The 7495-nt window shown below is 60.2% G+C and carries 5 protein-coding genes; 4 read left to right on the forward strand and 1 reads right to left on the reverse strand.

Annotated elements, in window-relative coordinates:
* Positions 1 to 7 precede the first annotated feature (7 nt).
* The 3 genes from galU (at position 8) to pcrA (ending at position 4407) form a co-directional block, all read left to right on the forward strand.
* Positions 8 to 883 carry a UTP--glucose-1-phosphate uridylyltransferase GalU gene (gene galU / locus ACFOTD_RS11665; RefSeq protein ID WP_378118804.1) on the forward strand — a complete coding sequence of 292 codons (876 nt, stop codon included), beginning with the start codon at positions 8 to 10 and terminating at the stop codon, positions 881 to 883.
* Between the two features lie 273 nt (positions 884 to 1156).
* Positions 1157 to 1918, forward strand: a complete 762-nt coding sequence (pcrB, locus tag ACFOTD_RS11670) for a heptaprenylglyceryl phosphate synthase (protein WP_378118806.1) — start codon at positions 1157 to 1159, stop codon at positions 1916 to 1918.
* A 26-nt stretch (positions 1919 to 1944) separates the two neighbouring features.
* Positions 1945 to 4407 carry a DNA helicase PcrA gene (pcrA, locus tag ACFOTD_RS11675; protein WP_378118808.1) on the forward strand — a complete coding sequence of 821 codons (2463 nt, stop codon included), beginning with the start codon at positions 1945 to 1947 and terminating at the stop codon, positions 4405 to 4407.
* A 70-nt stretch (positions 4408 to 4477) separates the two neighbouring features.
* Here pcrA and ACFOTD_RS11680 read toward each other — a convergent pair whose 3' ends face one another.
* A complete protein-coding gene (locus ACFOTD_RS11680; RefSeq protein ID WP_378118809.1) occupies positions 4478 to 4873 on the reverse strand; it encodes a hypothetical protein in 396 nt (131 codons plus the stop codon).
* Positions 4874 to 4993: 120 nt separating this feature from the next.
* On the opposite strand from ACFOTD_RS11680, the gene ligA reads away from it, so the two are divergent.
* Complete coding sequence (gene ligA / locus ACFOTD_RS11685) at positions 4994 to 7030, forward strand: NAD-dependent DNA ligase LigA (protein ID WP_378118811.1); 2037 nt, start codon at positions 4994 to 4996, stop codon at positions 7028 to 7030.
* Positions 7031 to 7495: the final 465 nt, after the last annotated feature.

The following is a 7495-nucleotide window of genomic DNA, read 5'->3' on the forward strand; positions in this document are numbered from 1 at the left end:
CTGTCTCATGAAAGTCCGCAAGGCCATTATCCCCGCAGCGGGACTCGGCACACGCTTTCTCCCCGCGACGAAGGCGATGCCCAAAGAGATGCTGCCGATTATCGACAAGCCCGGCATTCAATACATCGTCGAGGAAGCCGTCGCCTCGGGCATCGAGGACATTATCATCGTGACCGGCAAAGGCAAGCGGGCCATCGAGGACCACTTTGACAGCTACTACGAGCTCGAGGAGAATCTGCGCCAGAAGGGCAAGCTTGAATTGCTCTCCGAGGTGCAGCACGCTTCCGATCTGATCGATATTCACTACATTCGGCAAAAAGAAGCCAAAGGTCTCGGCCATGCGATCTGGTGCGCCCGCAACTTCATCGGCGACGAGCCGTTCGCCGTGCTGCTCGGGGACGATATCGTCCGCTCCGAGACGCCGTGCCTGAAGCAGATGATGGACGTCTATGACAAGGTGCAGAGCAGCGTGCTGGCCGTCAAACGCGTGCCTGACGATGAAATCTCCCGCTACGGGGTCGTGGATCCGGCGGAAGGGGCCGATTTGAGCCAGGATATCGTTCCTGTGCGGGGCGTCGTGGAAAAGCCGGCAATAGATCGCGCGCCTTCCAATATCGCGATTATGGGCCGGTACATATTGACGCCGGCTATCTTCGGCCTCCTCGAGACGCAGGACACCGGCGCGGGCGGAGAGATCCAACTGACGGACGCCATCTTCCGTCTGCTGCAGCAAGAGGAGGTATACGCCTACGCCTTCGAAGGCGATCGCTACGACACCGGCGAGAAGCTGGGGTATCTGAAGACGATCGTCGACTTCGCGCTCCAGCGTCCGGATCTGGGCGATGCGTTCAAGGCGTATCTGGAGAGTAAGCTGCGCGGATAATTGAATGAATAGAGTGAATACCGCGTGAAGCACACGCCGCCTTTCCTTCGGGAGTGGCGGCTTATTGTTTTCGTTTTAACATTATTTCCGGGAGGGGAATCCTTATGGCGATACGCGATAGCGCCGCATAACTCAGCGACCTGGCGCGCCGCAAACGCGATAGAAGCGGCGGTAGGCGCGACTCCAGTATTTTGCGTGGGAAAATCCAAGCCGTTCGCCTTCCCCCGTGCCCCGATTTCCTGTAGACTAGGGGTAAACGCCGTGGAGGAACGCATGATCGCATTTTCGGATATGTATGCCGCGTGGCGGCACGTATTCAAGCTGGACCCGGACCGCGAGATTTCCGACGAGGCGCTGGAGCGGGTCTGCTTGTCCGGCACGGACGGCATCCTGGTCGGCGGCTCGAGCGGCATTACTTACGACAACACGGTGGAGCTCATGGCCAGGATCCGCCGCTTCGAGGTGCCCTGCGCGCTGGAGCTGACCGGCGCCGAGAGCGCCGTGCCGGGCTTCGACGGCTACTTCGTGCCGATGGTGCTCAACGCGAGGCGTACGGATTGGCTTGTCGGCAGGCAGGTCGAGGCATTGGCGGATTATGGCGCGTTCATGCCTTGGGAACTTACGGCAGCTCAGGCTTACCTGATTCTCAACGGCGAATGCACCGCGGCAAAAGTGACCGAGGCCCGCACGGATCTCACTATGGACGAGGTGCTGGCTTACAGTCAGTTGGCCGACCGGCTCTGGCGCGTTCCCGTGCTGTACCTGGAGTACAGCGGCACGTTCGGGGATATGGGGCTGGTCCGCAAGGTTCGGGATCATCTGACGCAGGCGAGGCTGTTCTACGGCGGAGGCATCGCCACGCCCGAGCAGGCAAGAGCGGCCGCGGAGTCTGCGCATACGGTTGTCGTGGGTAATATCATCTACAGCGACCTGCATGCTGCGCTTGAGACGGTCGACGCCGCGAAGCGCGCGGTCGGTGCGGGAGGCGCGTCCTGGGCAGGGACGCGCGGCGAGGCGAATAGACGCCTCCCATAAGCTACAAGCAAAGGAGCGTTATCATTATGTTTTTTGAACCGGCACAACCGTCGTCCGGGACGACGTTTAATATCGACGAAGCCGTGAACCGGCTGAATCCCAAGCAAAGAGAGGCGGCCGTCGCAACAGACGGGCCGTTGCTTATCATGGCCGGCGCGGGCAGCGGCAAGACGCGCGTGCTCACGCACCGCATCGCCTATCTGATCGCCAAGCGCATCGCGGCGCCGTGGAGCATTCTGGCGATCACCTTTACCAACAAGGCTGCGCGCGAGATGCAGGACCGCGTTTCCAAGCTCATCGGAGCGAGCGGACGCGACGTTTGGGTAAGCACGTTTCACTCGATGAGCGTACGGATCCTGCGGCGGGATATCGAGCGCATCGGCTTCGGCTCCAACTTCAGCATTCTCGACTCGGCGGACCAGTTGTCCGTCATCCGGGGCGTCATGAAGGAGCAGAACGTCGACACCAAGAAGTTCGAGCCCAAAGCGGTACAGGCGATGATCAGCGGCGCAAAAAACGAACTGCTGTCGCCGGAGCAATACGAGGCGCGCGCAGGCGATTATTTCCAGACGATCGCAGCCAGGGTGTACACGCAGTATCAGCGCCGTCTCAAGGCGAACAATTCGCTCGACTTCGACGACCTCATTTTGCTCACGATCCAGTTGTTCCGCGAAGTGCCCGAAGTGCTTGAATTTTACCAGAACAAGTTCCGTTATATTCACGTGGACGAGTATCAGGATACCAACAAGGCGCAGTACATGATCTGCAAAATGCTCGCCGCCAAGCACCACAACATCTGCGTCGTCGGCGACAGCGACCAGTCGATCTACCGGTGGCGGGGCGCGGACATCACGAACATTCTTAACTTCGAGGCCGACTATCCCGAAGCGCGTACGATTTTGCTGGAGCAGAACTATCGCTCGACGTCCAACATCCTGGAGGCGGCCAACCAGGTCATCAAGAACAACATGGGCCGCAAGCCCAAGAATCTGTGGACCGACAGCGCCGGCGGGGACAAGATCACGGTGTACCAAGGCGATTCGGAGCATGGAGAAGGATACTTCGTCGCGGGCGAGATTCGCAAGAACAGGCAGAACGGGCGCCGTTACGATCATCATGCCATCCTGTACCGCACGAACGCGATGTCCCGGGTCATGGAAGAAATTCTGATCAAATCCGAGATTCCTTATCAGATCGTGGGCGGCACCAAGTTCTACGACCGCAAGGAAATCAAGGACATTCTGGCGTATTTGCGGCTGATCTCCAATCCGGACGACGATATCAGCCTTAACCGCATTATCAACGTCCCCAAGCGCGCGCTCGGCGATACGACGATGGGGAAGGTGCTGGAGGAGGCGCAGCGCCAGGGCATTTCCATCTACAAGCTGATCAGCCAGGGCGAAGGCTTGCTCGGCGACGGCCTGTACCATCTGGACATTCAAGCGCGCGCCAAGTCGGCGCTCTCCGAGTTCAGCGCGTTGATCGCGAATTTGACCGCGATGGTCGAATACCTGTCCGTAACCGAATTGACGGAGAAAATGCTGGAGATGTCCGGCTATCGGATGGAGCTGCAGCGGGAGAATACGATCGAGTCGCAAGCGCGACTGGAGAACATCGAGGAGTTTCTGTCCGTCACGCAGGAGTTCGAGAACCGCAACGAGGACAAGTCGCTCGTCGCCTTCCTGACGGATCTTGCGCTGATCGCGGACATCGACTCGATGGGAGACGACGAGGACGACAAGGAGAAGGGCGATGCCGTCGTGCTTATGACGATGCACAGCGCCAAGGGGCTGGAGTTCCCGGTCGTGTTCATCGTCGGCATGGAAGAGGGGATTTTCCCGGGCAGCCGGGCGTTCATGGACAACGACGAGATGGAGGAGGAGCGGCGGCTCGCTTATGTGGGCATCACGCGGGCGGAGAAGAAGCTGTACCTCACCTGCGCGCAGAGCCGCTTGCTCTATGGACGCACGGCGGCCAACGCGCCGTCGCGCTTTCTGGAGGAGATTCCGGACAATCTCAAGGAATCGGTGGAAATGAGGGGCGGGCGTATCGGCGGCTCATTCGGCGGGTTTGGCTCGCGGATCGGCGGCGGGCGGGGACCTGGCGCAGGAGGCAGCTTTGGCGGCGGAGGCGCACAGACGGGCTTTGGCGCGCGGCCGCAGGCCGGCGGCTTCGGCGGGGCGGCGGCCGGCGGTTTCGGCAGCCGTCCGCAGGCCGGAGGCGCTCCCGGAGCGGCGAGGCCTCCAGGGCAGCCGCCGGCGAGCTACGGCGTAGGCACGCGTCCGGCAGCTAGCCCGCAACCCGCGGCGGGCGGCGGTCAAGGCCTCTCCGTCGCGGCCGGCGACAAGGTGCAGCATGCCAAGTGGGGCGTGGGCACGGTCGTCGCCGTCAAGGGGAGCGGCAGCGACACGGAGCTTAACATCGCTTTTCCCGCACCCGTCGGTCTCAAGCGTCTGCTCGCGGCCTTCGCGCCCGTTACCAAGATCTGATTTCGCACGCCAGCATCCAAAAAAAAGCCGCCGCGCCTCAAGGGCGCAGCGGCCTCGCTTTACATAAATCTCAGTGATAGCCCGGCAGATGGGTATCGGGATCCTTCAAAACGTTGAGAATGTCCATATGGATGAGATGCTTGCGCGTCTCCTCCGTGCCGATTCTGAAGATCGTGCGGTAGATGTCCAGCATCTGCTCGTTGTACTTGTCCGTGGCCGGGTCGTGATCCGCGGACTTGTACGGGATGATGCCGCGCAGAGACGTCAGATCGTCCGTCTTCGCCCGCTTGGCGAACAAGGACATCAATAGATCGATCTCCCGGTCCGTCGCGAATACGCTCAATTGATCGGTCGTATGATTTTCTTCCTTCGTTATCGTTCCGGCCGATACCGAGACATAATACGTCTCTCGCCCCGGAGAGTGCCTCTCCTGGCTATCGTAATATTTATCCGTTTGGTTATCCATGTTTAAACCCTCCCCGTTTTGCGTCGGTTGTACCTTTTTACACGAGATTCGGGGCGCTTGAATCAAATCCGCACCACCATCAACCCGGCGCGCCGGGATCGCGAGAGAGGCCGAATAGCCATGACGGAGCCGCTGCAGCGGATGAGACAGCTGGTCGACGAACTGAACGTCCACGTCCGGCGTTACTATACCGAAGACAATCCTTCCATCAGCGATCGGGAGTACGATCATCTGTACGATGAGCTTGTTTCCTTGGAAAAAGAGACGGGGACCGCGCTCCCCGATTCGCCGACCCATCGCGTGGGCGGAGAGATTTTGAAGGGCTTCGAGCCTCATCGCCACATGGCGCGGCTATGGAGCCTGGATAAGGCGCAGAACTTGGACGACCTTAATGCATGGGCGCAGCGCGTGAACAAGCTGGTGTCGGACTACAACGCGCGTAATCCGGACACGCCTTTGCCTGCGCCCGAATACGTCATCGAGCAGAAGTTCGACGGACTCACGCTCAACCTGACCTATGCGAACGGCGAGCTCGTTCAAGCGGCTACGCGCGGCAACGGCGCCGTCGGCGAAGGCATTTTGGCACAGGTCAAAACGATTCGTTCAATCCCGCTGTCGATTCCTTATAAAGGCGGCCCGATCGAAGTTCAGGGCGAAGGCATCATGCGCCTGTCCGTGCTCGAAGCCTACAACCGTACCGCGGCGGAGCCGCTCAAGAACGCCCGCAACGGCGCCGCCGGCGCGCTCCGCAACTTGAATCCGGCGGTTACCGCCTCGCGCAAGCTGGATGCGTTCTTTTATAATGTCGGTTTCTCGGACGCCGCCGGCATCACGTTCGCGAACCATCGCGAGATATTGGCCTTCCTCCGGGACAACGCTCTGCCGGTCAATAACTTCGAACGCTACTACGATAATATCGAGGAGGTCGCCGAGGAGTTGAACGCGATCGTCGTGTTCCGGCACGAGCTCGACTATCTGATCGACGGGGCCGTCGTCAAGGTGACGGATTTACGCACGCGCGAGGCGCTTGGCTATACGGACAAGTTTCCGCGTTGGGCCGTGGCCTTCAAGTTCGAGGCGGAGGAGACGACGACCGTGCTGGAGTCCGTCTCCTGGGAGGTCGGACGCACGGGCAAGGTGACGCCCCTCGCGCGCGTCGAAGCCGTCGAGCTTGCCGGCGTGACGGTACAGAACTGCACGCTCAACAATATCGGGGACATTGCGCGCAAGAATCTGACGCATGCGCTCGGGACGCGCGTGTTTATACGCCGGTCCAACGATGTCATTCCCGAGATTCTCGGCAAGGCCGACGAGGAGCCGGGGCTCGAGATTGCCGTACCGGAGGTGTGCCCGGCTTGCGATACGCCGCTGGAGCTGCGCGGGGCGCATCTTTTCTGCCCGAACCGTCTGGGCTGCCGGCCGCAGATCGTGGGCCGCATTACGCACTTCGCTTCCCGCGACTGCATGGACATCGAGACCTTCAGCGGCAAGACCGCCGGGCAGCTGCTCGCGGCGCTCGACGTTCGCGATCCTGCGGACCTGTACGAGCTGCAGTTCGACGACCTGGTCAAGCTGGAGCGCTTTGGGGAAAAGAAGGCGAATAACCTGCTGGCCTCCGTCGAAAAGTCCAAGTCGCGCGAGCTGGCCGCTTTCCTCAATGCGCTCGGCATCCCGAACACAGGCAAGGCGACCACGCGTACGCTCGCCGACTACTATGGCGACCTTGACCGGCTGATGGCGGCCGAGGCCGAAGAGCTCGTCACGCTGCCCGATATCGGCGGCATCGTGGCCGAGAGCATCGCGGGCTTCTTCCGCGACCCGCTCATGCAGCAGAGCATCGCCCGCATGCGCGCGGCGGGCGTGAAGGCCGAGGCCGACCGCCCGGCGGCGCAGGCGGCGGATGCGAGCCATCCGCTGTTCGGCAAGACGGTCGTCCTCACCGGCACGCTCAGCCTGCTCACGCGCGACGACGCTTCCCGGCGACTGGAGGCGCTTGGCGCCAAGGTGTCCGGCAGCGTGTCCAAGAAGACCGATCTCGTTATCGCGGGAGAAAGCGCCGGCAGCAAGCTGACCAAGGCACGCGATCTCGGTGTACCCGTATTGGAAGATGAGCGAGAGCTGCTAGCGCTGTTAGGCATGGAGGCGCCAAGCGAATAATCTTCTATATTAAGTCCTCTGCGCGAAAAAAGGCCGACGTCTTCCGTATTCTCGGAGTGCGTCGGCCTTTGTGAATTCCGAATGCGGGATGGGTGAAAGCGGGCGAAATTAGACCAACGGAAATCGAAAGGTGATGCAGAATCAAAATACAAGTATTGACAGTTGCTTTTCTCGGCGCGGCTTGGTATATTAGTACTCGCCCCTTCGAGGGGACAGGCCAAAGCGAGCTTCGGAAAAAGAACTTCAAAAAAGAAGTTGACAAGCCCGAACGAACCTGATAAAGTTAACTGCTGTCGGCTCGGAGAACTTGCGAGTAGGAAGGCCGGCGAACAGTAACGAGATTGCTCCTTGAAAACTGAACATCGAGCGTTAAAACAAACGGACGCTGAAGCCTTTCGGGGCTGAAGCAAAAGTTATACCAGCATTGAATTGAGCAAGTCGAACTACCCTTTATGGAGAGTTTGA

The organism is Cohnella sp. GCM10012308, from assembly GCF_042649185.1.
Lineage (GTDB): Bacteria > Bacillota > Bacilli > Paenibacillales > Paenibacillaceae > Cohnella.